This is a genomic window from Amycolatopsis bartoniae (assembly GCF_014191255.1).
In the GTDB taxonomy this organism is placed as follows: Bacteria; Actinomycetota; Actinomycetes; order Mycobacteriales; family Pseudonocardiaceae; genus Amycolatopsis_E; species Amycolatopsis_E bartoniae.
This window is the reverse complement of the sequence record NZ_JACHWH010000002.1, coordinates 265613-290649: the sequence shown is the minus strand read 5'-3', so window position 1 is coordinate 290649 and position 25037 is coordinate 265613. Positions and strand designations below refer to the sequence as shown.

Here is a 25037-nt window from a genome sequence, read left to right as displayed (position 1 = left end):
CGCCGAAAAGGGGCGGCAAGAATGGCGGGATGACAAATCGCGGCGCTCGTTTTGTCAGCGGACCGCGAAGGCGGCTACCGTGCGGATCATGTCCGCACCACCGCGCCGCCCGCACTGGTACGAGGAAGGGGAGGAGCCCGACTACCGGTTCACCCTCGCGAACGAGCGCACGTTCCTGGCCTGGTTGCGGACCGCCCTCGCGCTGCTGGCCGGGGCGATCGCGCTCGCCCAGTTCGTGCCCGCGTTCCCGGTTCCCGGCCTGCACGCCGGGCTCGCCGCGCTGCTCGCGCTGGTCGGCACGGTGCTGGCGGCGTTCTCCTACCGGCGGTGGGCGCGGGTGCAGCGCGCGATGCGCAACGGCCGCCCGTTGCCGATGACGTGGCTGCCGTTCGTGGTGGGCTGGGCGGCCGCGCTGGCCGGGGTCGTGGTGCTGGTGCTCGTGCTGACGCACCCCCGATGACCTCACGTGACCGCGGGCTGCAGCCCGAGCGCACCGCGCTGGCGTGGCAGCGGACCGGCCTGTCCGCGGCGGTGGTCGCCGTGTTGTTGCTGCGCAGCGGCATCACGAGCGGCTCGGCGCTGGAACTCGCGGGCGGCGCGTGCGCGGCGGTCGTGGTGCTGCTGTCGGCAGCCGCGGCGCGGGCCGTGCCCGCACCCCGCCTCCGGCTGCGCCTGGTGACGGCGGCGGTGCTCGCATGCGGGTTGTGCACGCTGGCGTCGGTGCTGGCCCGTTAGGTTGTGTTTTGAAGCGGCGGAGCCGCTTGCTGTGGGCCGTCAGCTCGCACCGCTGCGGGTTCTGAGGTGGCTTCTCGCGAGGACAGCGCCTCCGTGGTGACCTGGCGGTCATGAGGAGGCGATCCCGGAGTGAGAGGCCGCCTCAGGTTCCGCTACCCGCACCGGCCGTCAAGCTGCTTTCCGAACAGTTCCTAGGCGGGTTGACGCTGCAGGCGGACGCGGTAGGAGTAGTGCTCCGGCAGGAAGTGGCTGATCGCGAGCTGCACCGGGCGCCCGGCCGACGACAGGTACAGCCGGTCGATCCGCAGCAGCGCGCGGCCCGGCTCGCAGCCCAGGTGAGCAGCGGTTTCCTCGGTCGCGAAGCCCACGGTGACGCTCTGCTCGGCCTCGGTGATCGGGTCGGACAGGCGCCCTTCGAGCAGGCCGATGACGGTCGCCCGGCTGCGGGCGCCCGGCTCGGTGACCTCGGGACACGACTCCAGCAGCCCGCCGACCTCGGGCGGCACGAACACGTTCGTCAGGCAGAACGGGACCGCTTCGTGCACCCGCAGGAACGCGAGCACGCCCACCCGGTCGGAGTGCAGCCGGAGCCGTCCGGCCGCGTCGACGTCGATCTGCCGCCGCAGCGGCGTGACCAGGCGCATCTCGGTGTCGATCGACAGGCCCATCAGGTCCTCGATCGACCCGAACTGCCGCAGGTACTGCTCCTCGGCGGGCGCCGCGAACGTGCCGCGCCCCGGCACCCGGTACACCATGCCCTCTGCGACCAGGTCCTGGAACGCGCGGCGCACGGTCTGCCTGCTCACCCCGTGCGAACCGGCGAGCTCGGCCTCGGTCGGCAGGCGCACGCCGTCGGGGAACTCGCGTCGCAGGATCGCGTCGCGCAGCTCGCGGGCGAGCCGGGCGTAGGCGCTGTCGGAGGTGCGCACCGGTTCTTTGTACGGCCATATCCGGCTCCCGGTCAATGGGCGCCTTGCTGGGGTTGTTGACGAGCGACGCGCCCGCGGCACACACTGACCCGAGCTTTGTACGGCCGAAACGAAGGAGTGGCATGGACCTGGGCGAGCACGTGGCGGGCTGGCGCCCGGGTCCGGTCAGCACGTCCGACGAGCTGCCGCCCGGCCCGGTCGCGGCGCTCTCCGCGGTGTTCGACCAGCCGCCCGCCGAGGGGGCGCTCCCGCCGCTGTGGCACTGGCTGTACTTCCTGGAGTGGCCGCCGGAGTCGGAGCTGGGCGAGGACGGGCATCCGCTGCGCGGGCACTTCCTGCCGCCGATCCCGGACCGCCGCCGCATGTTCGCCGGGGGCAGGCTGGAGGTGCACGCCCCGCTCATGCCCGGCACGCGCGCCGAGCGCGTCAGCACGCTCGGCGAGGTCGCGGTCAAGGAGGGCCGCACCGGCGAGATGGTGTTCGTGACGGTCCGGCACGAGATCAGCCAGGGCTCGCGGCTGTGCGTGGTCGAGGAGCAGGACATCGTCTACCGGTCGGGTGAGGACGAGCGGCGCCGCGGGGTGTCCGCGTACAGCACGGACGAGACGCCGCCGTCGGACGCGCCGTGGCAGCGGGCGTTGCGGCCCGACTCGCGGCTGCTGTTCCGCATCAGCGCGCTGACCGCCAACACCCACCGCATCCACTACGACGAGCCGTATGTGCGCGAGGTCGAGGGCTATCCCGGGCTCGTCGTGCACGGTCCGCTGCTGGCGTTGCTGATGCTGGAGCTGGTGCGTGACCGGCCCGTCCGGTCGCTGTCCTACCGCCTGCGCCGTCCCGTCTTCGCCGGGGAGCACCTGCGGGCGCTGGGTGATCCGGCGCCGGGCGGGGCGAGCCTGCGCATCGCGACCGCGCGGGAGGACCGCGCCGCCACGGCGGAGGTGAGCTTCGCGTGACTGTCCACATGGCACAGTTGACCGCCGCCAGGGCGTTGCTGTTCGTGCCGGGGGACCGGCCGGACCGGTTCGACAAGGCGGTCGCCGCGGGCGCCGACGCGGTGATCCTCGACCTGGAGGACGCCGTCGCGGACGCGGACAAGGACGCCGCCAGGGCACACGTCGACGAGTGGCTCGCGCGGGGTGGCGAGGCGCTGGTGCGCATCAACGGCGCCGGCACGCGTGAGTTCGAGGCGGACCTGGAACTGGTCGCCAAGCACGGCTGCCCGGTGGTGCTGCCCAAGGCGGAGGACCCGGCGGTGCTGAGCGGGATCGACGTGCCGCAGGTGCCGATCATCGAGACGGCGGCGGGGGTCGAGGCGGCCGTCGCGTTGTGCGCGGTGAAGAACGTCGCACGCGTGGCGTTCGGCAGTGTCGACTTGGCGACCCAGCTGGGCGTGCGGCACAACGACGAGGTCGCGCTCGGCTACGCGCGTTCGCGGCTCGTGCTGGCCAGCACCGCCAACGGGATCGCGCCGCCCGTCGACGGTGTGACGACCGACCTCGGGGACGAAACCGTGCTGGCGGCCGACATCCGGCACGCGCGGCGGCTCGGGTTCGGCGGGAAGCTGTGCATCCACCCGAAGCAGGTGGCCGCCGTGCGCGCGGGGTTCGCGCCGACGGAGGAGGAGCTGGCCTGGGCGCGGCGGGTGCTCAAGGCCGGCGATTCGGTGTCCGCTGTGGACGGTCAGATGGTGGACCGCCCGGTGCTGGAGCGGGCCCGGCGGCTGCTGGCGCTGGCGGACTCGTGACGCTGCCGCTGGAGGGGTTCACCGTCGTCAGCCTCGAACAGGCGGTGGCCGCTCCGTTCGCGACGCGGCAGCTGGCCGACCAGGGCGCGCGGGTGCTGAAGATCGAACGGGTCGACGGCGGGGATTTCGCGCGGGCGTACGACACTTCGGTGCGCGGCATGGGTTCGCACTTCGTATGGCTCAACCGCGGCAAGGAATCGGTGGCGCTCGACGTCAAGACCGGCGAGGGCCTGGCGCTGCTGCGGGAGCTGATCGGGCGGGCCGACGTGTTCGTGCAGAACCTCGCGCCGGGCGCGGCGGCGCGGCTGGGGTTGTCCGCTGCGGAGTTGCGGGCGCAGCGGCCGGAGCTGGTCGTGGTCGACCTGTCGGGCTACGGCTCGTCGGGCCCGTACCGCGACCGCAAGGCGTACGACCTGCTGGTACAGAGTGAAGGCGGGCTGGTGTCGATCACCGGCACGCCCGACGCGCCCGCGAAGACGGGCATCCCGACGGCCGACATCGGGGCGGGGATGTACGCGTACTCAGGTGTGCTCGCGGCGTTGCTGCGGCGCGGGCGCACCGGCGAAGGGGCGCACATCGAAGTGGCGATGCTCGACGCGGTGGCGGAGTGGATGGGTCATCCGCTTTATCTCGCCGCGTACACCGGGGAACAGCCGCCGCGGACCGGCCTGAGCCATCCGGTGATCGCGCCGTACGACGCGTACCCGACGGCGGACGGTGAGGTGCTGATCGGCATCCAGAACGACCGCGGCTGGCGGTCGCTGGTGACGGAGGTGCTGGGCCGTCCGGAGCTGGCGGAGGACCCGGAGTACGCGACGAACGCGGCGAGGGTGCGGAACCGGAGCGAGGTGGACGCGACGGTCGCGGCGGCCACGAAGGGTTTCGTGACGGAGGACCTGGTGGCCCGCCTGGACGCGGCGGGCATCGCCTCGGCGCGGGTCAACACGGTGCGGGAACTGATCGAGCATCCGCAACTGTCCGAACGCGACCGCTGGCGCTCCGTCGACACCCCGGTGGGCCCGATCCGAGCCGTGCTGCCTCCGGCGACCTTCGCGGACGTCGAGGCGAGGATGGGCGCGGTCCCCGCCCACGGCCAGCACACGGCGGCTGTGCTGGCGGAGCTGGGCCGCGACCCCGCGGCGGTGGCGGACCTGGCCGAGCGGGGCGTGGTGTTCGTGCCGGAGTGAGGCGCGGCTCGGGCTGCTCACGGCCGGAAAGCCGCCGTGAAGCGGCGGCCTTCGGGCGGGCAAGCGTCAGTAGTAGTGCGGGCCCTGGTCGTACTGGCGGGTCTGGTCGTACTGCCGTGTCTCGTCGTAGTCCCGGGCTCGCGCCGCGGTGGTCAGCTGGTTCGCCCGCTTGAGAGCGCTCCCAGCCAGGTTGATCACCAGCAGCGTGACCACGAGCCCGATCACGAGGTTGAGCAGCGCGGTCGCGATCTTGGTCTCGTAGCTCACCGAAAGACTCAGCGGCAGCACCACGGCGATCAACGTCAGCAGCACCATGATCCAGCCGAAGAACGTGGTCGGCTTCGGGGTCGCCACCGACAGCAGGTGCATCAGACCCGTGGCGGCCAGCGCGACGACCGCCGAGACGATCGCGTATGTGGCGGTGTTCGCGTTGCCCCACAGGCCCGAGCCCTTGGGCGCGAGGATCGCGACGTCGAAGAGGCCGCGCGCGATCAGGATGCCGACGATCGCCACCAGCGCCGCGACGAGCGCCGTCGCGACGCCCCCCGCCCACAGCCTCGCCGGATCGGGCCGGACCTGCTGGCTGTAGTCGCTCATCTCGTCTTCCCTCCCAGGGGTACCGGAGTTCAACGGCTACCCGTCGCCCCCGCGGCACAAACCCCGCTACCGGGTCACGAGCAGCAGCTGGAGGTGGCAGAACAGCCGCTCACGGGGGTCGTCGAGGTGCAGCCCGCCGACCGCCACCGCACGCCGGATCCGGTGCCGCAGCGTGTTCGGGTGGATGTGCAGCCCGTTGGCCGCCGCCCGCACGTCGCCGAGGGCGTCGAGGTACGCCAGCAGGGACGGCACCAGCTCGGTGCCGTGGTCGGCGTCGTGCGCCACCAGCGCAGCGACCGCCGGGTCGCGCAGCTGAGGGTTCGCCTCGATCAACGTGAGCGTCTCGTCGAGCAGGATCTCCCCGCGCAGGTCCGCGATCGTGGCCAGGTCACGGTCGGGGGTGCGGGCCATCGCATCCAGCACGCGGTCGGCCTCGGACCGTGACGTCACGACCTCCGCGAGCGTCGGCACCGCCGAGCCGAGACCGGCCTGCGCCCGCAGCCCCGCGCGGTGCAGCGCCGCGACGACCTGCCGGCCGAGGGGGACCGGGGACGTCCGCACCTCGGGCAACACCGCGTACACCCGCGAGCCGAGCGTGCCGACGAGGGCAGTGCGGCGGAAGGACGTGGCGTGCACCGACACGATGTTCGTGGCCTCCAGCTGGTGCAGCTCGTGCGCGGGCCGGTCACGCTCGACCTCGCGCGGCGCCACCGCGAGGACCACCGCGGGCGCCGCCGGGTCCAGCCCGAGCTGGCCCGCCACGAGATCCGCGCTGATCCGCCCTTCGAGCAGCCCGGCGACGAGGTCCTCCCGCGGCCGGACGCTGGGGGAGCGGCGCCGGAGCAGCCGCACCGCGGCGAGCCGGGCCGCGCCCAGGAGAGCGCTTTCCGCGCGCTCGGCGAACGGTTGCGCGCCCTCCTGCACCCAGATCGTGCCGAGGTGCTGGGTGCCCGCGCGGATGCCGACCGCCAGCCGCCGCCGGATGCCCAGCTCCGGCCGCTCCTCGACCCGCACGACCTCCTCGCTCGACCGCAGCCGCTGGTACACGCCCCACTCGCGCAGCAGCGAAAGGTACTGTTCGGGGCCTTCCCAGCCGAGGATCGACAGCCGCCGCAGCTCGTCGATCTCGTCGTCGGAGCGGGAGTAGGCGAGCACGCGGTTGCCGGCGTCCTCGATCGTCACGCTGCCCCCGGTGAGCACCGCAACCGTTTGCGCCAGGGCGAACAGGTCCCCGCCGTCGGTGTCGGAGGTCGCCGCGGCAGCCGCGTCCAGCACCTCGCGCAGCAGCGTCTGCAGCTGGTCCCAGCGCATGTTCGGACCGACCGTCAACAGGGCGATCCCGCTGTCCTCGGCGGCCGCGCGCACGTCGTCGAGCCTGCTGTCCGGCTTGACCACCGCGGCCACGGCTCCCGCCCGTGCCGCGGCACGCACCGACCGCACGGCCTCGCGCCCGCGCGCACCCACGACCAGGACCACCTCGCCGGGGTAACTCCCCAGGTCGTCGTCCGGATCGAAGATGCCCACGCCGCGGACCCGGGCGTCGAGGCTGCCCGCGACGGGTTCGAGGAGCGGCTCCCCGACGGCGAGCAGCAGCTGTCTCAAAGATGTTCCGGGGTTGGTGCGATCGGACAATGACATACCCCGAAAGGTAGCCGATCGGCCAACCCTGTCGACAGGGTTCGCGGCCTACTCTTCGGCCATGGACGCGATCACCTCTCCGCCCGCGCCGCGCAACGAACCGGCGCGCGACTACGCACCCGGCTCCCCGGAACGGGAGAGCCTGACCGCGAAGCTGACCGAGCTCGCCGGCCGGCGCTTCGAGCTCACTGCCACCATCGACGGCGAACAGCGGATGGGCGGTGGCGCGCCGATCGACGTCGTGCAGCCGCACAACCACGCGCACGTGCTCGGCACCATGCACAACTCGACGCACGAGGACGCGAAGGCCGCCGTCGCCGCCGCGCTGCGGGCCGCCGAGAGCTGGCGGACGCTGCCGTTCGACGAACGGGCCGCGGTCCTGCTGCGCGCGGCCGACCTGCTGTCCGGCCCGTGGCGCGACACGCTGAACGCGGCCACGATGCTCGGCCAGTCGAAGACCGTCGTGCAGGCGGAGATCGACTCGGCGTGCGAGCTCGCCGACTTCTGGCGCTTCAACGTGCACTTCGCGCGGCAGATCCACGCCGAGCAGCCGCGCAGCGGCGCGGGCACGTGGAACCGGCTCGACTACCGGCCGCTCGAAGGGTTCGTCTACGCGGTCACGCCGTTCAACTTCACCGCCATCGCGGGGAACCTGCCGACCGCGCCCGCGTTGATGGGCAACACGGTCATCTGGAAGCCGTCGCCCACGCAAACGCTCGCCGCGCACCTGACGATGCGGCTGCTGGAAGAGGCGGGTCTGCCGCCGGGCGTGATCAACCTGCTGCCGGGCGACGGGCTCGCGGTGTCCGACGTCGTGCTGGCGGACCCGGCGCTCGCCGGGATCCACTTCACCGGCTCGACGAAGACCTTCCAGCACCTGTGGTCGACGGTGGGCGCGAACATCGCGAACTACCGGACGTATCCGCGGCTGGTGGGGGAGACCGGCGGCAAGGACTTCGTGGTGGCGCACGCCTCGGCCGATGTCGACGTGCTGCGCACCGCCCTCGTGCGGGGCGCCTTCGAGTACCAGGGCCAGAAGTGCTCGGCCGCGTCGCGGGCGTTCGTGCCGCGTTCGGTGTGGGCGCGGCTGAAGGACGACCTGGCGTCCGAAGTGGACTCGCTGACTATGGGCGACGTGACGGACTTCCGCAACTTCCTCGGCGCGGTGATCGACCGCCGGTCGTTCGACAAGCTGTCCGGGGTGCTGCGGAAGGCGCGCGCGGCGTCCGATGTGGACGTTCTGATCGGCGGCACCGCGGACGACTCGGAGGGGTTCTTCGTGCGGCCCACGGTGTTCGTGGGCGAGGACCCGACGAACGACATCTTCACGACGGAGTTCTTCGGCCCGCTGCTCGCCGTGCACGTGTACGAGGACGGCGAGTACGAGCAGGTGCTGCGCAAGGTCGACCAGGGCGCGCCGTACGGGCTGACGGGCTCGGTGGTGGCGACGGACCGGCACGCCATCCGGCAGGCGAGCGAGGCGCTGCGCTTCGCGGCGGGCAACTTCTACGTCAACGACAAGCCGACGGGCGCGGTCGTGGGCCAGCAGCCGTTCGGCGGTTCGCGTGCGTCGGGCACGAACGACAAGGCCGGCTCGATCTACAACCTCCAGCGGTGGGTGAGCCCGCGCGCCATCAAGGAGAACCTGCAGCCGCCGGTCTCCTCGGGTTACCCGCACCAGCAGTAGAAAGGGGACCGGCATGCTCCGCTCCGCGTTGATCGCGGCTTCCCGTTCGGCCGGATGCCGCACGGCCGTCGAGCGCACTCCGTTGCTGCGCCCGATCGTCGACCGTTTCGTGGCGGGGTCCGATGTGGACTCCGCGCTCCGGGTCGCTTCCCAGCTGGCCGTGGACAGGATGGTGACACTGGACCACCTCGGAGAGGACACGCTCGACCGCGCGCAGGCGGAGCAGACCGTCGAGGCGTACCGCACCGTGCTCGCTCGCCTGGCCAGGGAGGGGCTGGGCGAGCGGGCCGAGGTGTCGGTGAAGCTGTCGGCGCTCGGGCAGGCCCTGCCGGTGGACGGGGACAAGATCGCACTGGAGAACACGCGCCGGATCTGCGAGGCCGCCGCCGCGGCGGGCACCACGGTCACGGTGGACATGGAGGACCACACGACGACGGACTCGACGCTGTCCATCGTCCGGGCGTTGCGGGCGGACTTCCCCGGCACGGGCACGGTGCTGCAGGCGTACCTCAAGCGGACGGAGGCGGACTGCGCGGACTTCGCCGGCGCGGGTTCCCGGATCCGGCTGTGCAAAGGCGCGTACGACGAGCCCGCTTCGGTGGCCTATCGTGATCGGTCCGAAGTGGACGCTTCGTACGTGCGGTGCCTGCGGGTGCTGATGAACGGGGACGGTTACCCCATGGTCGCCACACACGACACGCGGCTGATCGAGATAGCGGAACACCTGGCAGCGGGCAGGAAACGGGACTCGTACGAGTTCCAGATGTTGTACGGGGTGCGGCCCCAGGTACAGGACGAACTGGCCGCCCGCGGCCTGCGGATGCGCGTGTACGTGCCGTACGGCACGGAGTGGTACCCGTACTTCATGCGGAGGCTGGGAGAGCGCCCGGCGAACGTGGGGTTCTTCCTGCAGGCACTGGTGAGGAGGGGGTAAGGCACCAACCCCGAGAGTTGGGTGGTCATCCCGTCGCCTGAAACCGGGGCATCACTTTGAGCCAGGCCCGCAACCCTCGTGCTCGCGTGACCTGACATGCCAAGCTTGCGGGCCTGGGTCAAAGTGATATGCACAAACCGCAGGCGACGGGATGACCACTCAACTCGACCACCCACCCGAGGTGAGGTGGAGGGCTTTTCCTGGTTCATCCTGGAGCCTGCCCGCCGGCGAGGCATCTTTTGATCTTTGAAGCCGCGCCTATGCGCTTGACGCGCGCAAAAGCCCGCGTGGTCCGGTAGGGCAAGAACTTGACCGGGCGCTGGGCGCCCTCGTTCCGCCCGGCCACCCCCGCTCCTTTCCCTTGATCGTTTAACGGTTGGCTCGCCGCGTCAAGGGCGCCTCAGTGGTGGGGTGTTGGTGCCGTCGTGTGGCGGTTAGGGTCTGGTCCTCGGTTGCGTGGTGACTCTCAAGGGCGCTGTCACCTGCGTGTTGGTGGTTGGCTTGGCGAAGAATTGTCCAGCGTGGCCGGGGTCCCGGGCCGGCTGGGCGTGACTTGATAGAAGCGTGGACGAGACGCCATCCATCAACTCGACTGAGGTGTGTCCGTCCAGCCTGGCCCGGGGTGCATGCCTGCCCTGGAGTGGAAGGACACGCGAGAACCATGGTGGTCATTGGGATTGATCCGCACAAGCACACCCATACCGCGGTCGCGGTGGACGAGGTGGGTCGCAAGCTCGGTCAGGTGACGGTGGCGGCTGACGAGGCCGGGGTGTTGCGGTTGTGGGTGTGGGCCGGGCGGTTCGGGCAGCGGCGGTGGGCGGTGGAAGACGGGCGTGCGGTGGCGGGTCGTCTGGTGCGCACGCTGATCGGGATGGGGTCGGCGGTGGTGTGGGTACCGCCCAAGCTGATGGTCGCGTGCCGGGCCAGTGCCCGCACCCGGGGCAAGTCCGACCCGATCGACGCGCTCGCGATCGCCCGGGCCGCGCTGCGTGAACCGCGTTTGCCTGCGGCGAGGTTGGATCAGGTCGCGTTGGACCTGCGGTTGCTGATCGACCGGCGGGAGACGGTGGTGGCGGCCCGCACCGCCGCGATCTGCCGGCTGCGCTGGCACCTGCATGACCTGGCACCCGGGCTGGACGAGGGGACGCGGACACTGACCGGGCGCCGCCGCCAGCACGCCCTCACCGGGATGGTTGCGGCCCTGCCCGCCAGTGTCCGCCGCGACATCGCCTTGGACCTGCTGGCCGACATCACCCGGCTGACCGAGCAGATCCTGATACTCGAGCGACGCCTGAGCGAGCTGGTCACCCCGATCGTACCCACCCTGATGGCGATCGTGGGAATCAACGTCCTCGCCGCGGCCAAACTGATCGGGGAAGTCGCCGACATCACCCGTTTCCGCAGCCCCGCCGCGTTCGCCATGCACACCGGCACCGCACCCATCCCGGTCTGGTCCTCCAACACACCCCAATACCGGCTCAACCGCGGCGGGAACCGGCAACTCAACACCTGCCTGCACCGCATCGCCCTCATCCAGCTCATCCACCACCCACCCGCCCAGCAATTCCGAGACCGCTGGACCCAGCAACACCCCCACGCCACCAAAAAAGCCGCCATCCGCGCCCTCAAACGCCACCTCACCAACGTCATCTACCACGCACTACAAACCGACCACCACCACTTGACATAGAAGCTTCTCGGCGTCGCTTCGCGATCGCTGCGCGACCCTTGACCCGGTGAGCCAACCGCTAATGCAGCTGGGGATCGGGGACGGGGGAGGCCTGGGCGTGTGCCGGGCTGTTTTCGTCGCCGGGTGGCAGTTCGTCGTCCACGCCCTCCTTGCCGGGTGATTCTTCGGTTCTGAAGATCTCCGTCGCTGCTGAATCCCTACCTTGGCCATCTAGACAGCGCTCGTTCTAGGGCGTATGCATGTAGGACCGCCCACATACGGTATACAGCCTACAGTGTCCAGGATCGCAGTGCCGGTCGGCGCGCGGGGCGCACTGAATGCTGTCCGGGCGGGACTGGAAGGGATGCCGGCTTCAGCGTCGAAAGAGGCTCTCAATGGAACCAAGCCCCGCAAGTTACAGCGAAATCACCGACGAGAACGGGCGGGTGTACCGCGTCGGCGAGACGTCGCATCAGCTGCTCGGGCGGTCCCGGGTGTGGATGATGTGGTTGCCCTGGGTGGCGATGTTCGCGGTCAGCTCCTTCGAGTATGGCTGGGGAGCCGTGGAGGAGACGCTCGAAGAACGGTACGGCTGGACGCTGACGGACGCGTTCTGGCTGGCCAGCATCTGGGCCGTTTTCCAGGCGGGCGTGGCGTTTCCGGCCGGGCGGTTGCGTGAAAAAGGCGTCGTCTCCGCCCGTGCGGCCATGATCACGGGTGCGATCTGTTGCGGCGTCAGCTGGTTCACGCTCGCGCACGTGGGCAACCTGGCCGTCGGCTTCGTCGGGTACTCGGTCCTCGGCGGCACGGGCGCCGGGCTGGTCTACGCGACCTGCATCAACATGGTCGGCAAATGGTATCCGGAAAAACGTGGCGCTCGCGTGGGTTTCGTGAACGGCGCTTTCGCCTACGGGGTCGTTCCGATCATCTACGTCTTTTCCTACGTCATGACGCCCGGAAACTACTCCTTCATCCTCGACGTCCTGGGCGTCTACATGCTGATCGTGGTGCTGGTGTGCGGATACTTCTTCCGCGACCCGCCCAAGAACTGGTGGCCCGAGTCGATCGACCCGCTTCGGTGGGCCGCGCGCGGGCGCGCCACGGCGGTGCGCAGTCTCGTCAAGAACCCGCCCGCCGTCCGGCAGTTCTCGCCGATGGAGGCCATCCGCAGCGGGATGTTGCCGCTGATGTGGGGAACCATGGTGGTCATCGGCATGGTTTCGCTGTTCGGCATCAACTTCGAGGTGCCGTTCGCCAAGCAGAGCGGCTTCGGGCCGTTCGTGGTGGCGTCTGCGGCGGGCGTGCTCTCCATCGTGAACGGTACCGGCCGCGCGCTCGTCGGCTGGGTCTCCGACCAGATCGGGCGGCGGCAGACGCTGACGATCGTGCTGCTGATCGCGGCGGTCGCGCAGTTCGGCGTGCTGTACGCGGGAAACACGCGCAACCTGTGGCTGTTCATGGTCGCCGCGTTCCTCACCGGCTTCGGCAGCGGCGCGTTCTACCCGCTGTTCGCCACGCTGGTTCCCGACTACTTCGGCGAGAACCACAACGCGACGAACTACGGCATCGTCTACAGCTCCAAGCTCGTCGGCGGGATCGGCGGCGGTGGTGTCGCCGCGGGAGTGATCGTGGCCTGGGGCTACACCGGCGCGTACCTGCTCGCAGGCGGTGCCGCGCTGCTCGCCGCGCTACTGAGCCTGTTCCTCCGCCAGCCCGGCCGCGGCCGCACCCACAGCACGGAGGCGGCGGCGGAAGTGGGTGGCACCGCCATCGCGGGAAACTGACGGGGGGTGGCGCTGACGGTCTACCGCCGCGGACGGTAGACCGTCAGCGCCCGCGGGCGTTTGGTGATCGTCACCTCGGGGTCGACGCGCGTGAACTCGCCGTCGAGCGTCAGGTACAGCAACCCGTCCGGCGCGCTGAGCTTCAGCTCCTGGGCCGTCGTGCCCTCGTACGGGCCGGACCAGCGCAACGTTCCCAGCAGCACGGACAGCGCGATGCGGGTGCGCGCGAGCGGGCGTGCGGCGTCCATGATCCGGATGTCGAGCAGGCCGTCGTCGAGACGGGGGCGGCTCGTGGGCGCGAAGCCGACCGGCAGGTACCGGCCGTTGCCCGCGAACACCATCCACACCCGCCGTGGCCGTCCGTCGACGACCAGGTCCTGCGGCTGGGCGCGGCGCAGCACGTGCACCAGGCCGACGAGCATCGCGGGCCACTTGCCCAGCCGCCGCTCCCACTTCTCCCGGTAGCGCACGAGATCCGTGTAGAGCCCGGTGCTGCACGTGTTCACGAAACCGCGTTCGTCGACACAGCCGAGGTCCACCTGGCTCGCCGCACCCGCCTGCAGCGCCGAAATCGCCTCGTGCGGGTCGTCGAGGCCGAGGTCGCGGGCGAAGTGGTTCAGCGTGCCCCCGGGGAGCGCGAACAGCGGAATCCCGTGGTCGGCGGCCGTCTTCGCGGCGACGTTGATCGAACCGTCACCGCCCGCGATGCCGAGGATCCGGCAGCGCCGGGCGGCGGCTTCGAGGACCTCGACCAGGTCCTCGCCGTCCTCGGGCTGCACGATCTCCGCCTCGGGCAGCTGTTCGCGCAGCAGGTCCAGCAGGCCGTTGCCGGTGCTGCCCGCGTGCGAGTTCACCACGACGACCACGCCTTCGCCGTTCGGCGCGGCGGGCGCGGCGACGGGGGCGGCTTCCGCGGGGCCGGCCGGCGTCGCGGGCCACCACCACGTGGTGAGCGCGCCCGCGCCGAGCCCGAGCGCGAACCCGGCGAGGACGTCGGTGGGGTAGTGCACGCCCGTCACCACGCGGGAGGCGCCGACGCCCGCCGCGAGCAGCCCGACCGGCACCGCGAGCAGCGGCGACTCGATCGCAACCCCGGCGGCGAACGCGGCCGCGGACGCCGAATGGCCCGACGGGAACGACGTGGTGACCGGTATCCGGGCCAGCCGTCGCGCCACGGGCGTGAGCTCGATGGGCGGCCGCGGCCGGCGCACGACCTGCTTGCTGACCACGTTCGCGGCGAAGCTGGCGGCCCCGAGCGAGATCAGGCCGCGCAACGCGGCCCGCCGCGCGCGGCGGTTGCCGGTCGCGGCGAGGGCGGCGCTGACGCCCCACCACAGCCGGCCGTAGTTCGCCGCCCGGCCCAGGGGCGGGAGCACGCTCAGTGCCCTCGTGTCGGTCGCACCGAGGTGCCGGAGAACCCAGCGGTCGGCCGCGGGCAGTCGTCGCCACATGGCGTGCAGCCTACGGAATCTCCCGGGGTGGTGATCCATTCGGCCGTCCGGCGGAACGCTGCGGGTCCTCCTACTTGTGGGGGACACTCAGGAGCATGAAGCACCGACGCCGGGCCCGGGTCATCCGCTGGCCGGTGACGTCGTCGGTGATCAAGACGGTGGGCTACGACCCGGCCCGCCGCATCCTGGACGTGGAGTTCCACAACGAGCACGTGTACCGGTACGAAGACGTCGACAATGCCGTGTACGCGGAGTTCATGGCCGCGGAGAGCAAGGGTCGCTACTTCAACGAACACATCCAGTACGGCTACGAGTTCGAACGGCTCACGTGAGGGCGGTCGACGATCTGCCGCCACGCGTCACGGCCCTGTTCGGTGGGTGCGGTGCGAGTCTCGCGGCAGCCGCTGACGCCACTCACTTGAACGAGCACGAAGGAGCACACGCCAGGCGCGGCCCCGTGCTCCAGGTCGGCGCGAGGCTCGATGCGTGCCGAGTACCGCGGCGTGTCGCGCCCCGTAGTGGTCCACAGTGGCCCGGCCACCCGATGGCGGGACGGCGCGGCGGACGTGCCCGGGTTGGCGCAGAATCGACCCCTATGACCGGCTGGGTCGCGGAGGTCGCAGGTCCGCTGTGCGGGCTTCGCGTCGCCGTGTGCGGCACGGGGCCGGCGGTGCGCTACGCCGGCCGGCTGCTCGCCTCGCTGGGGGCCGTGACGGACTGCGGCGACCAGGGGTGGCGCGAGGTCGACGGGATCATCGACGCCACCGGCAGCGTGCCGTCCATTGTGGACGGCGTGGTGGTGCGTACGGTCGACACCACGGCGGCGGAGGACTGGGCCTCCTCGGGGGCGATGCTGCTCACCGGGCGCGCGGACGGGCCGCCGTTGCGGTGTCCCGGCCGACCGGCGAGCGTGGCGTGGGGTGCGCTGCTCGCGACCGAGCTGCTGGCGCGCCTCGGCGGCCGGGACGTGCTGCTGCCAGGGCCGCGGGTGCTCGCGGAACGGGCCGCGATCGCGGGGTTCTCGCGGCGAGCACCGGTCTCGGCGGACGGCACTTTCGTGGCTCCCTCGGTGAAACCGGGTAAGCCGGGCTGGCCCATCGTCCTCAATGGACATGAGCGTCGTGCCTCGCGGGTGGACCACCTGCCCGCCGTGCCGCCACGGCGTCTGCGGCTGGCGCCCACCCTGGTCGTGGACCTGTCGACGGGCTGGGCGGGCGCGCTGTGCGGGCACCTGCTCACGCTCGTCGGCGCGCGGGTGATCAGGGTGGAGAGCAGCGCGGAACCGGGCGAGTTCCGCGACCTGCTGCACGCCGGTCAGGAGTCCGTCGCGCTGCGAGGCGAGCAGTTGACGCGGTTGCTCGCGCGGGCGGACGTCGTGCTCGACGATTCGGGGCGGCCCCGCGGTGAAGCCGCGTGCTGGGTGCGGATCGGCCAGGGCTCGGGTGACGCGGCGGCCGCCGAGGCGGGTCTCGTGGCCTTCGACGCCGAAGCCGGCGTGCCCGCCCCGTGCGGGGACGCGATCGCCGAGCCGCTGGCCGGGGTGCACGCCGCGCTGACCGCGTTGGCCTGCCGCCTCGGCGGCGGGCGGTGGTTCGCGGAGCTGTCCCTGCGAGCCGCGGCCGCCGCGGCCCTCGACGGCGCGCTCGAACCGGGCCCGTGCCCCGCTCCGGCGCCCCCGGTGGCCCGCCGCCCGGCGGGACGCGCCCCGGCACCGGGCGCGGACACGGCACGCGTGGCCCGGGAGCTGGGGCTGGCCGCGCCTACCGCGCCTCCACCCGCCGGGGCATGAGCAGCAGTGCGCCCACCCCGAGCACGCTCAGCACCGCCAGTCCGAGGAACACGTGGTGCGTCGCCGCCTGGAGGGACGTGCGTACGTAGGCCGCGACGTCCGCGCGCTCCGGCGCACCGCCGAGCACGAGGCTCGTCGCGTCGGCGTTGCGCGGCAGCTCCTCCGCCACCCCGGCGGGCGGGTGCGCGAACCGCGAGGCCAGCGTCGCGTTCGCGACCGCGCCGAACACCGCCGCCCCGACCGCGCTGCCCAGCGAACGGCTGAACATGTTCGTCCCCGTCACCACGCCCCGCTGCGCCCAGCCGACCGTCGACTGCGCCGCCACCAACGTCGGGCTCGCGCACAGCCCCAGCCCGATCCCGAGCACGAACGCGGACCCCGCCGCGACCCACACCGACGTGCCCTCACGCAGCAGTGTCGCCGTCAGGACCGCTCCCGCGATCACGAACACGATTCCGATCAACGCCGTGTCCCGGAACCCGATCCGCAGGTAGATCCGCCCCGCCACGGACGCCGCGAGCGGCCAGCCCACGGTCAGCGCCGCGAGCGCGAACCCCGCCACCACCGGTCCCGTGCCCAGCACCCCCTGCGCGTACGTCGGCAGGAACGAGCTCAGCCCGATCAGCAGCGCCCCCACCACGAACGCGATCAGGCTGCTGCCCGCCAGCACCCGCCGCCCGAACACCCACAGCGGCAGCACCGGTTCCCCGGCCCGCCGCTCCACGACTGGGAACGCTCCCAGCAGCACCAGACCCAGCGCGAAGACCACCAGCGTCTGCACCGACAGCCACGGCCACGCCACGCCGCCCTCCAGCAACCCGAGGATGAGCAGCGAGAACCCGCCGGTCAGCGTCACGGCCCCGGCGTAGTCGACCCGGTGCTCGCGCCGCTCGACCGACTCCGCGAAGTGCCGCACCAGCATCCACACCGCGATCGCGCCCAGCGGCAGGTTGATGAAGAAGATCAGCCGCCACGACAGGTACTCGGCGAACAATCCGCCCAGCGTCGGCCCGAGCACCGACGCGATACCCCACACGCTGGCGACGTAGCCCTGCACGCGTGCCCGCTCTTCGAGTGTGTACAGGTCGCCGACCACCGTCATGCTGATCGGCTGCACCGCGCCCGCCCCGATGCCCTGCACCGCCCGCGCGACGATCAGCGCGGGCATGCTCCACGCCGCCCCGCACAGCACCGAGCCGAGCAGGAACACGCCAATCCCGAAGAACAGCACCGGCCGCCGCCCGAGCGAGTCGGCGAACTTGCCGTACAGCGGCACGGTCACCGCCTGCGTCAGCAGGTACACCGAGAACAGCCACGGGAACTGCGAGAACCCGCCGAGGTCGCGGACCACCGACGGCACCGCGGTCGCGATGATCGTCGAATCGAGCGCCACCAGCCCGGTGCTCAGCATGATCGCCACGAGGACCGGTCCCCGCTCCGAACGCAGTCCGACACCCGCCATTCTCGACCCCTTTCGCCGGTTCGGGACAACTCCCGGGAACAGCGAACCATTCCCGCGCCGCCGCTACCCTGCGAACATGAGGCGTACCTCCTTTTCGCGCTGGCCCTGCTCGATCGCCCGCACCATGGACCTGCTTGGCGACTGGTGGACCCCGCTGGTGCTGCGCGAGTGCTTCTACGGCATCGCGCGCTTCGACGACTTCCAGCGGGAGCTGGGCATCGCGCGCAACACGCTCACCGACCGCCTGCGCCGGCTCGTGGCCGAGGGGCTGCTGGAGAAACGCGCCTACCAGCGCGATCCGGTGCGTTACGACTACGTGCTCACCGAGAAGGGCCGGGACTTCTTCGGCGTGCTCGCCGCGATGTCGGCCTGGGGCGACAAGTGGCTCGCCGCGGAGGCGGGGCCGCCGGTCACGCTGCACCACGAGGAGTGCGGGCACGACACGTCCGCCGAGGTCGTGTGCGCGCAGTGCGGTGAGCCGCTGACGGCGGAGGCGACGCGGATGCGGATGGGGCCCGGTTATCCGCCGAAGCTGGCGGAGCGGCCGGACGTCCAGCGCAGGTTCGCCACCCAGGACCCTGCTTGACAAGCTGGGTTCATCTACGCAACTCTCCTGGCATGGAGTGGACGGGCGCACGGTACGCGGACAGGCCGACGGTCGAGGTGCGCACGCGGATCGCGGCGCCGCCGGAGCGCGTGTGGGCGCTGGTCACCGACGTGGGCCTGATGCCGTCGCTCAGCTCGGAGCTGCGGGAGGTCGAGTGGCTGGACGGCGCCGCGGGCCCGGCCGTCGGCGCCCGGTTCGTCGGCCGCAGCTCGCACGAGGCGCTCGGGGACTGGGAGACCACCTCACACGTCATCGAGTACGAGCCCTGCCGCACCTTCGCGTGGGCGGTGTCCGATGTGGACAACCCGTCGGCGGTGTGGCGGTTCACGCTCGCGCCCGCCGGAGGTGGCACGGAGCTGACCCAGTGGATGCAGCTGGGGCCGGGCCGCTCGGGGTTGTCGTTCGCGATCGACCGGATGCCCGAGAAGGAGCAGAAGATCGTGTTCGTCCGGCTGCGCGAGTTCGAACAGGCGATGACGAACACGCTGGCAGCGTTGAAGAAGCTCGCCGAGGACGCCTGATGCGCACCGCGACCACCATCGAGGCGTCGGGGCAGCCGTGGCGCGAGACCGTCGAATTCGTGACGGAGGCGGAAAAGCTGGGTCTGGACATCTGCTGGGTCGCGGAGGCGTGGGGCTCGGACGCACCGTCCCCGCTGGGTTTTCTCGCCGCGCGCACCGAACGGATCCTGCTCGGCTCGGGCGTCATCCAGCTCGGCACCCGCACGCCGGTGGCCATCGCGCAGACCGCGATCACGCTCGCGGAGCTGTCGCAAGGCCGGTTCCTGCTGGGGCTCGGTCCGTCCGGCCCGCAGGTGATCGAGGGGCTGCACGGCGTCCGGTTCGCGCATCCGTTGCGGCGCACGCGGGAGACGATCGAGATCGTCCGGCGGGCGGGCACGGGAGACAAGATCTCCTTTGCCGGCAAGGAGTTCACGATCCCGCTGCCCGGCAGTGTGCCGATGCGGTTGTCGGCCCGCACCGAGTACGACATCCCGATCTACCTGGCAGCCCTGTCGCCCGCGATGCTGCGGCTGACGGGCGAGGTGGCGGACGGCTGGCTCGGCACCAGTTTCGTGCCGGAAGGCGCTGGGGAGGCGTACTTTTCGCACCTGGACGAGGGTTTGGCGCGGGCGGGCCGGACGCGGGCGGAGCTGGACGTGTGCCAGGGCGCGGAGGTCGCGTTCGCCGCGGACGAGGACGCCCTGCGGGAAATGGTGGCCGGGCGGAAGAAGGAGCTGGCCTTCAGCCTGGGCGGCATGGGTTCGGCGAGCACGAACTACTACAACAGCGCCTACAGCAGGCAGGGCTGGGCCGAGGTCGCCGCCGAGGTCCGCCGGCGCTGGCAGTCCGGCGACCGCACGGGCGCGGCGGAGCTGGTGACGGACGAGATGGTGCTCGCCACCACGCTCATCGGCACGGTCGACATGGTGCGCGAGCGCCTGCGCGTGTGGCGCGCGGCCGGGGTGGACACGGTTCGCCTCTACCCGGCGGGGGAAACGGTCGCGGAGAAGCTGGACGTGCTGGGGCGTGCGCTGGAGCTGGTCCGCGAGGCGGGGTGATCACTCCGGCCAGCTGTTGCCCAGGATGACCTCCACGAAGTCGAGGTGGTGGAACGCGGGGTCGTCGTGTTCGAGGACGTCCGCGTTGACGGTGCCGAAGGTGCTGGCCGGGCGGTGGCGGAAGCCGTCGGCGAAAGCGGCGAGGATGCGGCGCTTGAAGCCGGGCCTCGGGTGCGCGGCCACGACCGCGGCGAGGTCGGCCTCGGCCAGCTCGTCCCGGCCGATGCCGAGCACGTCGGTCTCGACCCCGGCCGTCACGAGCGCCACCTCGGGCTCCAGGCGCCACGGCACCTCCGGGGTCGTGTGCAGCGCGATGCCCTCCCACACCTTCCGCACCGAGGTCTCGGGCACGCCGTGCGACTCCAGGAAGCGCCGCGCCTCGTCGGCGCCGTCCAGCTCGAAACGTTGCGTCTCGCCGCGGTACTTCTCCGTCAGGCCCAGGTCGTGGAACATCGCCCCGACGTACAGCAGTTCGGGGTCGGCGTGCAGGCCCAGCCGCCGCCCCTGCAGCGAGCCGAACAGGAACACGCGGCGCGAGTGGTGGTACAGCAGGTCGTCCGTGGCGTCACGGACGAGCTCGGTCGCCTCGGTGGCGAGAGCGGAGTCGGGAACGGGGATGCCGGCGATTTCCGTGGTCATGTCCCGAGACTCGCAGCCCGGCCGCGGCCGGGCCGCTCGGTTCCGGCCATAGACTCCACAGTTCGGGACGGAGGACGGGTGATGGGGAAGCGGCGCGTGGCGCTCCTGGTCTTCGACGGGGTCAAGCTGCTGGACGTGGCCGGGCCGAGCGAGGTGTTCGCCGAGGCCAACCGGTTCGGTGCCGACTACGAGCTGGTGCTGTGTTCCGTCGGCGGGCGCGCGGTGTCGTCGTCGACGGGGATGCGGATCCCGGTGGACGCCGAGGTCGAGGCGGCGGGCCCGGTCGATACGGCGTTGATCGCGGGCGGGGACGTGTTTCCCGCCCGGCCGGTGAATCCCGAGCTGGCGCGTGCCGCGGTCGCGCTGGCGGGGCGAGCGCGGCGCACGGCGTCGATCTGCACCGGCACGTTCGTCCTCGCGGCGGCGGGCCTGCTCGACGGGCGCCGCGCGACCACGCACTGGCAGCATGCGGACCGGCTCGCCCGCGCGTACCCGCGGATCGAGGTCGAGCCGGACGCGATCTTCGTCGAGGACGGGCCGGTGTTCACGTCGGCCGGGGTGAGCGCGGGCATCGACCTGGCGCTGGCGCTGGTGGAGCGCGACCACGGCGGGGAGCTGGCGCGTAGCGTCGCCCGGTCGCTGGTGGTGTTCCTGCAGCGGCCGGGTGGCCAGTCGCAGTTCTCGCCGTCGCTGCGGGGCCCGGCGCCGCGGGCCGCACCGCTGCGGAAGGTGTGCGACGCGGTCGTGGCCGACCCCGCGGCGGACCACACGCTGCCCAAGCTCGCGGCGGCGGCCGGAGTGAGCGCGCGGCACCTGACGCGCCTGTTCCAGGAGGAGCTGGGCACGACGCCGGCGAAGTACGTGGAGCTGGTCCGCTTCGACGCGGCGAAGGCGATGCTGGACGCGGGCGTCTCGGTGACCGACACGGTGCACGCGAGCGGCTTCGGCAGCGCGGAATCCCTGCGGCGGTCCTTCCTTCAGCACGTGGGCGTCCCACCGAAGGCGTACCAGCAACGTTTTCGGACGTCGGCGCGATGAGGATTTCCCGGCGGCCGTAACAGGGCGGATGAACGATGATTCCGGAGTTCACCGCGGATGCCGGAACGAAAAAGGGCGAGAAGATCGACTACGCGATCGTCCACGAGGGGCAGGTACAGGTCCTCGTCGAGGTCAAGAAGATCAATGACCCGCTGAAGATCGAGCACGCGTCGCAACTTTTCCGGTACTTCCCGGTCACCAACGCCCGGATCGCATCCTCACCAACGGCGAGACGTACGAGTTCTACACGGATCTCGACGCGCCCAACCGGATGGACTCCAAGCCGGGCGCGTTCACCCAACGCGTGCGCGACCAGTTCGTGCCGCTGGTGAACAAGGCGGCCCGGCAGTTCCTCAACGAACAGGTCAACGACCGGCTGAAGAACGCCCTCGGCGCACCCGACGCGTATGTCAGCGTGTCGAACGGAGCTGCGGAACCCGTGGCGGAGGAGACGTCCGTCGAGCCCGTCGGTGAGGTCGTCACCACCGAGGACGAGCTGGAGGGGTACCGGATCGTCCGTGCCATCGTGTGCAGCGAGGTCGCACCCGTGATCTAGCCGGTCTGATCACAGGCGGGCCTGGGCCTCCCGGATGATTTCCAGCACGTGCTCAGGTTCGGGAATCCGGTACAGCACGAGTGAGGCGATCACCCTGCCGTTCGGCCGGTGACCGGCGAGCTTGCCCGACTTCCGGTCCCCGAAGGCGACCGAGCCGTCGCGCAGCTCCGGAGTCCGCAGCTCGGCGAGGTTCTCGCTGCGCCGCACTGGAAAACCCGAGATCCGCCCCTCCACGACGATTCGCCGGTCGGTCACCGTGTACCGGCCGGTGCTCAGCTGTCGCCGGCCGAACAGCGGCAGCAGCAGGATGAAGCCGACGAGGCAGATACCGGCGTTGATCGTGATGCGGACCAGGTAGCCGGGGTCCTGGTCGAGGATCACGGAAATCAGGAGTTGCATGCCGTAGTACGCGAGCGGTACGAGGACGTACAGGAGCCACCGGCGCCGAGGCCGGGGTCCCGACTTCCCCGTCCACAGCACGACCTCGCCATCCCCCAGATCCACCTCAGGAAGATCGCCCCGGCGCGGGAAGTGTTTCACCGTGCCTGCCGGTGCGCCTCCCGCACGATTTCGAGCACGCGCTCAGGTTCCGGAATTCCGCGCAGGGTCAGTTCGAAGATGACGAGCCCGTTCGGCCGGTGGCCCGCCAGTACACCCTTCCTCGGGTTACCGAAGCTCACCGATCCGTCGTCCAGCAGCCGCGGCGGGGCCAGGGCCGCCAGGCGCTCGCTGCGCCGGATGCGGAACCAGTACACGCGATTTTCCACGAGGACTCGCTGGTTGGTGACGGTGTAGCGGCCCTCCGTCAGCTGGTTCCTGAACATGAACGGATTGATCAGCGAGTTGAACAGGAAGATCGCCGCCGCCTGAATGGCACCTTGGAGCAGGTAGTCGGGCTGACCCAGCAGGTAGCGAAGCAGTATGAGCAGTCCCGCCATGATGGCGAGGCCGAGCAGCCGCCGCAGCCACGCCTTCCAGGCCGCGCTCCTCGGGCTCTCCCCGGTCCACAGCACGACCTCGCCATCCCCCAGGTCCACCTCAGGAAGATCGCCCCGGCGCGGGAAGTGTTTCACCGCGCCTGGCGGGTTCGTCCTGCTGGTCGGTCACCTGCTGGGCTCGCCGGACAACCTGCTCCACGCGGCGGTCCAGTCCGCTTTCCGGACGGTCGCTTTCCCGGCGGTGACGTGGTTCTTCGCCCGACTGTGGGCGGCCACCAGGAAGATCGCCGGACCGTCGGAACCGTTTCAGCCGTCCGAGCGGCGGCGGTGCAGGGTGAACCGCTCGAAGACCGACAGTTCGCCCGACGGCTTGTTCACGTTGTAGTACGTCACGTACAGCGACGTCGTGTCACCCGGGTGGCGGCCCGGGTCCACGGTGAACGCCGCGAAGCCGTACGGGTGGTCGAGGTCCCGCACGGCGCTCCACACCGCCTCCTCCTTGACGTACACCGAAGTCCGCTTGCCCGTCGCCGGGTTGGCCGTCGGCGACACCGCCGTGATCACCTTCGCCGTGCCGTCCTTGAAGAAGCTCTGGTTCGTCGTTCCGGAAACGCCGCCACCGCCCAGGATCATGTGCACCGTGCCGTGCGTCGTGTCGATGTCGTCCGTCCGGGTGGACACCGGGTTCGGCGTCAGCGTCTCGCTGCCCGACACCACACCGCGGACGGCCAGCGACCGTTCGTAGTCGTGTTCGTGCCCGCACAGCACCAGATCCACGCCGTACCGGTCGAACAGCGGCCCGTACTTCTCGCGCAGCCCCAGGTCGGCGCCGTTCGCGTCGGACGAGCTCACCATCACCTGGTGCATCGCGACGACCACCCAGTCGACGTCCCGCGACGAGCGCGCCGCGCGCAGCTCCCGCTCCAGCCACGCCAGCTGCCGCCCGCCGGAGTAGCCGTTGACGTAGACGTCGCCGCCGTCCTGCAGGCAGTTGTCGTCGTTCTGCAGCACGATCACGTGCACCGAGCCGACCGTGAACGAGTACCACAACCCCGCCAGCTCGGGATCCGTTTCCGTCGACGGCAACTGGAAGTACGCCTGGTACGCCGAAAGGCCGATCGGCCCGTTCGAGCGCTCGATCTCGTGGTTGCCCGCCGCCGGCATCCACGGCCGGAACCGCGCGGAACGGGTGTTGTTGGTGAAGAAGTTGTTCCAGGTGCGGACGCGGTCCACGTCGAGGTTCGCGTAGCACAGGTCGCCGTTGAGCAGGTGGAACAGCGGCCCGACGGTCTCGATCCCGGTGACGATGTCCTTCGTCGCGGGCGTCGAGTTGGCGTCGAGGCCCACCGTGCCGTTCGCGGCCCACGTCACCTGCGGGGCGGACTGGTCACCGAAGCTGGTGAACGTGAACGGCGCGCGTCCGGCCGGGGCGGTGCGGAACGTGCCCGCGTCCGGCGTCGCGCCGTCGTGCGAGACGGCGTAGATGTAGTCGGCACCGGGGCGGAGCCGGTCGAGCTCGGCGTGGTGGACCCACACCGTGCGGCCGGACGTGCCGTCGACGTAGGTGCGGGTGTCGGCCTGCGCGACCGCGCCGAAGCCGCCTTCGAGCGTGCCGTAGGTGACGCGCGGGCGCTTCACCGCGGCGTCGGTGATCCACGAGGCGACCATCTGCCGCGCCGGGTCCTTGCCGAACTGCAGGTGCAGGCCCTGGACGGGGGTGGAACCGGTGCCGGTGACGGGCGAAACCGGCGCCGCGGCGGCGACGGCGCCACCGAGCAGCGGGCTCGCGGCGGCTCCGGCGCCGAGCAGCCCCAGCGCGCTGCGGCGGGTGACGGACGACTGGGACATGGCGCCTCCTCGGGGATCGGAGGAGAACGTAGTAACGCCCGGCGACACCGGGGTGAACGACGGCGGAATGCCGCGTTTTCCTTGCGCGACAAGGAGAATCGGACAATTGTGCCCAGGCGGTGACGGTCCGGCGAACCGGGCGCGGGGGGCGTGCGGCAGGGACTGCGGTTCACCGGCGGACGCGCAGGTGCCGCGGAGGCGCCCAGCCGGCGGGCGGCAGGCGCCCCAGACGGACCGGACC

General features: G+C 71.3%; 26 protein-coding genes. 17 read left to right on the top strand and 9 right to left on the bottom strand.

From position 1 onward, the window contains the following. Window positions 1–88 precede the first annotated feature (88 nt). On the top strand, window positions 89–460 hold the full coding sequence (locus tag FHX82_RS13185; RefSeq protein ID WP_145937714.1) for a YidH family protein: 372 nt from the start codon (window positions 89–91) through the stop codon (window positions 458–460). After that, window positions 457–735, top strand: a complete 279-nt coding sequence (locus FHX82_RS13180) for a DUF202 domain-containing protein (RefSeq protein ID WP_145937713.1) — start codon at window positions 457–459, stop codon at window positions 733–735. The genes FHX82_RS13185 and FHX82_RS13180 overlap by 4 nt, the downstream gene beginning before the upstream one ends. Window positions 736–926: 191 nt before the next feature. On the opposite strand, the gene FHX82_RS13175 is transcribed toward FHX82_RS13180, so the two are convergent. After that, on the bottom strand, window positions 927–1664 hold the full coding sequence (locus tag FHX82_RS13175) for a GntR family transcriptional regulator (RefSeq protein WP_222425987.1): 738 nt from the start codon (window positions 1662–1664) through the stop codon (window positions 927–929). 122 nt (window positions 1665–1786) lie between these two features. Here FHX82_RS13175 and FHX82_RS13170 point away from each other — a divergent pair, with 122 nt between their 5' ends. Genes FHX82_RS13170 through FHX82_RS13160 form a run of 3 tightly spaced genes read left to right on the top strand, consistent with a single transcriptional unit; the run spans window position 1787 to window position 4598 of the window. After that, window positions 1787–2620: an HTD2 family dehydratase gene (locus FHX82_RS13170; protein ID WP_145937712.1), complete on the top strand. Its 834-nt coding sequence runs from the start codon at window positions 1787–1789 to the stop codon at window positions 2618–2620. Window positions 2621–2628: 8 nt separating this feature from the next. After that, window positions 2629–3411, top strand: coding sequence for an HpcH/HpaI aldolase/citrate lyase family protein (locus FHX82_RS13165; RefSeq protein WP_183176623.1), 783 nt, complete (start codon window positions 2629–2631; stop codon window positions 3409–3411). Then, window positions 3408–4598 (top strand): CaiB/BaiF CoA transferase family protein, encoded by a 1191-nt coding sequence (locus FHX82_RS13160; protein ID WP_145937710.1) that lies wholly within the window; start codon window positions 3408–3410, stop codon window positions 4596–4598. The genes FHX82_RS13165 and FHX82_RS13160 overlap by 4 nt, the downstream gene beginning before the upstream one ends. Before the next feature lie 66 nt (window positions 4599–4664). Here FHX82_RS13160 and FHX82_RS13155 read toward each other — a convergent pair whose 3' ends face one another. Both FHX82_RS13155 and FHX82_RS13150 read right to left on the bottom strand, forming a co-directional pair. Next, window positions 4665–5195, bottom strand: coding sequence for a DUF6069 family protein (locus FHX82_RS13155; RefSeq protein WP_145937709.1), 531 nt, complete (start codon window positions 5193–5195; stop codon window positions 4665–4667). Between the two features lie 66 nt (window positions 5196–5261). Next, window positions 5262–6833, bottom strand: a complete 1572-nt coding sequence (locus tag FHX82_RS13150; protein ID WP_145937708.1) for a PucR family transcriptional regulator — start codon at window positions 6831–6833, stop codon at window positions 5262–5264. 61 nt (window positions 6834–6894) lie between these two features. Here FHX82_RS13150 and pruA point away from each other — a divergent pair, with 61 nt between their 5' ends. The 4 genes from pruA (at window position 6895) to FHX82_RS13130 (ending at window position 12907) form a co-directional block, all read left to right on the top strand. Beyond that, window positions 6895–8520, top strand: coding sequence for an L-glutamate gamma-semialdehyde dehydrogenase (gene pruA, locus FHX82_RS13145; RefSeq protein ID WP_145937707.1), 1626 nt, complete (start codon window positions 6895–6897; stop codon window positions 8518–8520). A 13-nt stretch (window positions 8521–8533) separates the two neighbouring features. Then, window positions 8534–9454 carry a proline dehydrogenase family protein gene (locus FHX82_RS13140; RefSeq protein ID WP_145937706.1) on the top strand — a complete coding sequence of 307 codons (921 nt, stop codon included), beginning with the start codon at window positions 8534–8536 and terminating at the stop codon, window positions 9452–9454. A gap of 661 nt (window positions 9455–10115) precedes the next feature. Continuing rightward, a complete protein-coding gene (locus FHX82_RS13135; RefSeq protein ID WP_183176622.1) occupies window positions 10116–11144 on the top strand; it encodes an IS110 family RNA-guided transposase in 1029 nt (342 codons plus the stop codon). Between the two features lie 374 nt (window positions 11145–11518). Beyond that, the gene (locus tag FHX82_RS13130) at window positions 11519–12907 is read left to right on the top strand and encodes an OFA family MFS transporter (protein WP_145936759.1); all 1389 of its coding nucleotides are present in this window, start codon (window positions 11519–11521) and stop codon (window positions 12905–12907) included. A 20-nt stretch (window positions 12908–12927) separates the two neighbouring features. Here FHX82_RS13130 and FHX82_RS13125 read toward each other — a convergent pair whose 3' ends face one another. Beyond that, window positions 12928–14358 carry a bifunctional phosphatase PAP2/diacylglycerol kinase family protein gene (locus tag FHX82_RS13125; RefSeq protein ID WP_145936760.1) on the bottom strand — a complete coding sequence of 477 codons (1431 nt, stop codon included), beginning with the start codon at window positions 14356–14358 and terminating at the stop codon, window positions 12928–12930. A gap of 95 nt (window positions 14359–14453) precedes the next feature. Here FHX82_RS13125 and FHX82_RS13120 point away from each other — a divergent pair, with 95 nt between their 5' ends. Both FHX82_RS13120 and FHX82_RS13115 read left to right on the top strand, forming a co-directional pair. After that, complete coding sequence (locus FHX82_RS13120) at window positions 14454–14690, top strand: KTSC domain-containing protein (RefSeq protein WP_145936761.1); 237 nt, start codon at window positions 14454–14456, stop codon at window positions 14688–14690. A 263-nt stretch (window positions 14691–14953) separates the two neighbouring features. Continuing rightward, window positions 14954–16147, top strand: a complete 1194-nt coding sequence (locus FHX82_RS13115) for a CoA transferase (protein ID WP_145936762.1) — start codon at window positions 14954–14956, stop codon at window positions 16145–16147. Here FHX82_RS13115 and FHX82_RS13110 read toward each other — a convergent pair. Beyond that, window positions 16119–17609: an MDR family MFS transporter gene (locus FHX82_RS13110; RefSeq protein ID WP_145936763.1), complete on the bottom strand. Its 1491-nt coding sequence runs from the start codon at window positions 17607–17609 to the stop codon at window positions 16119–16121. The two genes, FHX82_RS13115 and FHX82_RS13110, sit on opposite strands and share 29 nt — an antisense overlap. 76 nt (window positions 17610–17685) lie before the next feature. Here FHX82_RS13110 and FHX82_RS13105 point away from each other — a divergent pair, with 76 nt between their 5' ends. Genes FHX82_RS13105 through FHX82_RS13095 form a run of 3 tightly spaced genes read left to right on the top strand, consistent with a single transcriptional unit; the run spans window position 17686 to window position 19777 of the window. Then, entirely contained in the window at window positions 17686–18195 is a 510-nt protein-coding gene (locus tag FHX82_RS13105) for a winged helix-turn-helix transcriptional regulator (RefSeq protein ID WP_145936764.1), read from the top strand. A gap of 32 nt (window positions 18196–18227) precedes the next feature. Next, a complete protein-coding gene (locus FHX82_RS13100; RefSeq protein WP_145936765.1) occupies window positions 18228–18737 on the top strand; it encodes an SRPBCC family protein in 510 nt (169 codons plus the stop codon). Beyond that, window positions 18737–19777, top strand: coding sequence for an LLM class flavin-dependent oxidoreductase (locus FHX82_RS13095; protein WP_145936766.1), 1041 nt, complete (start codon window positions 18737–18739; stop codon window positions 19775–19777). The genes FHX82_RS13100 and FHX82_RS13095 overlap by 1 nt, the downstream gene beginning before the upstream one ends. On the opposite strand, the gene FHX82_RS13090 is transcribed toward FHX82_RS13095, so the two are convergent. Next, the gene (locus tag FHX82_RS13090; protein ID WP_145936767.1) at window positions 19778–20416 is read right to left on the bottom strand and encodes an HD domain-containing protein; all 639 of its coding nucleotides are present in this window, start codon (window positions 20414–20416) and stop codon (window positions 19778–19780) included. A gap of 81 nt (window positions 20417–20497) precedes the next feature. Between FHX82_RS13090 and FHX82_RS13085 the strand changes: the two genes are divergently transcribed. From FHX82_RS13085 to FHX82_RS37680, 3 genes are read left to right on the top strand one after another with little or no spacing between them, the layout of a single operon-like run. After that, complete coding sequence (locus FHX82_RS13085; RefSeq protein ID WP_145936768.1) at window positions 20498–21454, top strand: GlxA family transcriptional regulator; 957 nt, start codon at window positions 20498–20500, stop codon at window positions 21452–21454. A gap of 35 nt (window positions 21455–21489) precedes the next feature. Then, window positions 21490–21786, top strand: coding sequence for a hypothetical protein (locus FHX82_RS37685; RefSeq protein ID WP_308431611.1), 297 nt, complete (start codon window positions 21490–21492; stop codon window positions 21784–21786). Then, window positions 21759–22010 carry a hypothetical protein gene (locus FHX82_RS37680; protein ID WP_308431610.1) on the top strand — a complete coding sequence of 84 codons (252 nt, stop codon included), beginning with the start codon at window positions 21759–21761 and terminating at the stop codon, window positions 22008–22010. The genes FHX82_RS37685 and FHX82_RS37680 overlap by 28 nt, the downstream gene beginning before the upstream one ends. 9 nt (window positions 22011–22019) lie before the next feature. On the opposite strand, the gene FHX82_RS13075 is transcribed toward FHX82_RS37680, so the two are convergent. From FHX82_RS13075 to FHX82_RS13065, 3 genes are all read right to left on the bottom strand, one after another. Further along, window positions 22020–22514 (bottom strand): hypothetical protein, encoded by a 495-nt coding sequence (locus FHX82_RS13075; RefSeq protein WP_145936769.1) that lies wholly within the window; start codon window positions 22512–22514, stop codon window positions 22020–22022. 32 nt (window positions 22515–22546) lie between these two features. Then, window positions 22547–23023, bottom strand: coding sequence for a hypothetical protein (locus tag FHX82_RS13070; RefSeq protein WP_145936770.1), 477 nt, complete (start codon window positions 23021–23023; stop codon window positions 22547–22549). 231 nt (window positions 23024–23254) lie between these two features. Next, entirely contained in the window at window positions 23255–24796 is a 1542-nt protein-coding gene (locus FHX82_RS13065; RefSeq protein ID WP_145936771.1) for a purple acid phosphatase family protein, read from the bottom strand. Between the last annotated feature and the right edge of the window lie 241 nt (window positions 24797–25037).

What these genes read in the sequence shown, in the direction of transcription:
- FHX82_RS13185 (WP_145937714.1), top strand. Translation starts at nt 89, where the DNA reads ATGTCCGCACCACCGCGCCGCCCGCACTGGTACGAGGAAGGGGAGGAG.
- FHX82_RS13180 (WP_145937713.1), top strand. Translation starts at nt 457, where the DNA reads ATGACCTCACGTGACCGCGGGCTGCAGCCCGAGCGCACCGCGCTGGCG.
- FHX82_RS13170 (WP_145937712.1), top strand. Translation starts at nt 1,787, where the DNA reads ATGGACCTGGGCGAGCACGTGGCGGGCTGGCGCCCGGGTCCGGTCAGC.
- FHX82_RS13165 (WP_183176623.1), top strand. Translation starts at nt 2,629, where the DNA reads ATGGCACAGTTGACCGCCGCCAGGGCGTTGCTGTTCGTGCCGGGGGAC.
- FHX82_RS13155 (WP_145937709.1), bottom strand. Translation starts at nt 5,195, where the DNA reads ATGAGCGACTACAGCCAGCAGGTCCGGCCCGATCCGGCGAGGCTGTGG.
- FHX82_RS13150 (WP_145937708.1), bottom strand. Translation starts at nt 6,833, where the DNA reads ATGTCATTGTCCGATCGCACCAACCCCGGAACATCTTTGAGACAGCTG.
- pruA (WP_145937707.1), top strand. Translation starts at nt 6,895, where the DNA reads ATGGACGCGATCACCTCTCCGCCCGCGCCGCGCAACGAACCGGCGCGC.
- FHX82_RS13140 (WP_145937706.1), top strand. Translation starts at nt 8,534, where the DNA reads ATGCTCCGCTCCGCGTTGATCGCGGCTTCCCGTTCGGCCGGATGCCGC.
- FHX82_RS13135 (WP_183176622.1), top strand. Translation starts at nt 10,116, where the DNA reads ATGGTGGTCATTGGGATTGATCCGCACAAGCACACCCATACCGCGGTC.
- FHX82_RS13130 (WP_145936759.1), top strand. Translation starts at nt 11,519, where the DNA reads ATGGAACCAAGCCCCGCAAGTTACAGCGAAATCACCGACGAGAACGGG.
- FHX82_RS13125 (WP_145936760.1), bottom strand. Translation starts at nt 14,358, where the DNA reads ATGTGGCGACGACTGCCCGCGGCCGACCGCTGGGTTCTCCGGCACCTC.
- FHX82_RS13120 (WP_145936761.1), top strand. Translation starts at nt 14,454, where the DNA reads ATGAAGCACCGACGCCGGGCCCGGGTCATCCGCTGGCCGGTGACGTCG.
- FHX82_RS13115 (WP_145936762.1), top strand. Translation starts at nt 14,954, where the DNA reads ATGACCGGCTGGGTCGCGGAGGTCGCAGGTCCGCTGTGCGGGCTTCGC.
- FHX82_RS13110 (WP_145936763.1), bottom strand. Translation starts at nt 17,609, where the DNA reads ATGGCGGGTGTCGGACTGCGTTCGGAGCGGGGACCGGTCCTCGTGGCG.
- FHX82_RS13105 (WP_145936764.1), top strand. Translation starts at nt 17,686, where the DNA reads ATGAGGCGTACCTCCTTTTCGCGCTGGCCCTGCTCGATCGCCCGCACC.
- FHX82_RS13100 (WP_145936765.1), top strand. Translation starts at nt 18,228, where the DNA reads ATGGAGTGGACGGGCGCACGGTACGCGGACAGGCCGACGGTCGAGGTG.
- FHX82_RS13095 (WP_145936766.1), top strand. Translation starts at nt 18,737, where the DNA reads ATGCGCACCGCGACCACCATCGAGGCGTCGGGGCAGCCGTGGCGCGAG.
- FHX82_RS13090 (WP_145936767.1), bottom strand. Translation starts at nt 20,416, where the DNA reads ATGACCACGGAAATCGCCGGCATCCCCGTTCCCGACTCCGCTCTCGCC.
- FHX82_RS13085 (WP_145936768.1), top strand. Translation starts at nt 20,498, where the DNA reads ATGGGGAAGCGGCGCGTGGCGCTCCTGGTCTTCGACGGGGTCAAGCTG.
- FHX82_RS37685 (WP_308431611.1), top strand. Translation starts at nt 21,490, where the DNA reads ATGATTCCGGAGTTCACCGCGGATGCCGGAACGAAAAAGGGCGAGAAG.
- FHX82_RS13065 (WP_145936771.1), bottom strand. Translation starts at nt 24,796, where the DNA reads ATGTCCCAGTCGTCCGTCACCCGCCGCAGCGCGCTGGGGCTGCTCGGC.